Origin of the sequence: Kribbella sp. NPDC050470, assembly GCF_044458365.1 — a bacterium.
GTDB lineage: Bacteria > Actinomycetota > Actinomycetes > Propionibacteriales > Kribbellaceae > Kribbella.
Genome location: NZ_JBITHV010000033.1, coordinates 1 through 1122, shown reverse-complemented (window position 1 = coordinate 1122; position 1122 = coordinate 1). Strand labels below are relative to the sequence as shown.

Genomic DNA, 1122 nt, shown 5'->3' with positions numbered 1-1122 from the left:
CTAGTGTCGCGGTAACGAAATAGCTTTACCTCGTGGGATCATGGGTTATGGCGTTGACTGTGCCCGTGGATGTTCCGGCCGAGGATCGCAGGGTGTTGGAGTCGTGGACGCGTTCGCCGTCGATGCGGGCGGGTCTGGCGCAGCGGGCGCGGATCGTGCTGCTGGCGGCCGATGGGGTGTCGGTGAAGGACATCGTGGCGCGGGTCGGGGTGTCCAAGCCGACGGTGATCGGGTGGAAGAAGCGTTACGCGGCCGAGGGCCTGGGTGGGCTGGACGACCGGCCGAAGCCGGGCCGGCCGGCCATGGTCGATGAGGTCGCGGTGGTGTTGGCGACGTTGGAGCCGCCGCCGGAACGCCTCGGCGTGACGCACTGGTCGTCGCGGCTGCTGGCCGACCACCTGGGCGGGATCTCGCATGTGTGGGTCGGCAAGATCTGGAAGAGGTGGGGCCTGCAGCCGTGGCGGGTCGAGACGTTCAAGTTCTCCACCGACCCCGAACTGGAGGCCAAGGTCCGCGATGTTGTCGGCCTGTACCTGAACCCGCCCGATAACGCGATCGTGTTGTCGATCGACGAGAAATCCCAGATCCAGGCGTTGGACCGGACCGCGCCCATCCTGCCGTTGCGTCCCGGGCTGCCAGAGAAGCGCAGCCACGACTACCGTCGCAACGGCACCACCACACTGTTCGCCGCGCTCGAGATCGCCACCGGCAGAGTCGTCGACGCGTGCATGCCCAGGCACCGCCACCAAGAGTTCCTGCGGTTCCTCAAGCAGGTTGCGAAGGCCTACCCACGCAAGAAGCTGCACATCGTGGTCGACAACTACGGCAGCCACAAGCACCCCAAGGTCCAGGCCTGGCTGGCGAAGAATCCGCGGATCCAGCTGCACTTCACCCCGACCAGCGGCTCGTGGCTCAACATGGTCGAGATCTTCTTCGGCATCATCACCCGCCAAGCCATCCGGCGCGGCACCTTCACCTCGGTCCGCGACCTGACCGACGCCATCCGAGCCTTCATCGACGGCTGGAACGACCGCTGCCAACCCTTCATCTGGACCAAAACCGCCGACGACCTACTCGACCACTGCAAACCCGGTCAAAGAACATCGTTTACGCGAAACTAGG

1 protein-coding gene is annotated in these 1122 nt (G+C 65.2%); it reads left to right on the top strand.

Annotated features, from left to right (window positions below; all coding sequences use genetic code 11):
* Positions 1-47 precede the first annotated feature (47 nt).
* On the top strand, positions 48-1121 hold the full coding sequence (locus tag ACIBGM_RS45265) for an IS630 family transposase (RefSeq protein ID WP_396389127.1): 1074 nt from the start codon (positions 48-50) through the stop codon (positions 1119-1121).
* Position 1122 lies beyond the last annotated feature (1 nt).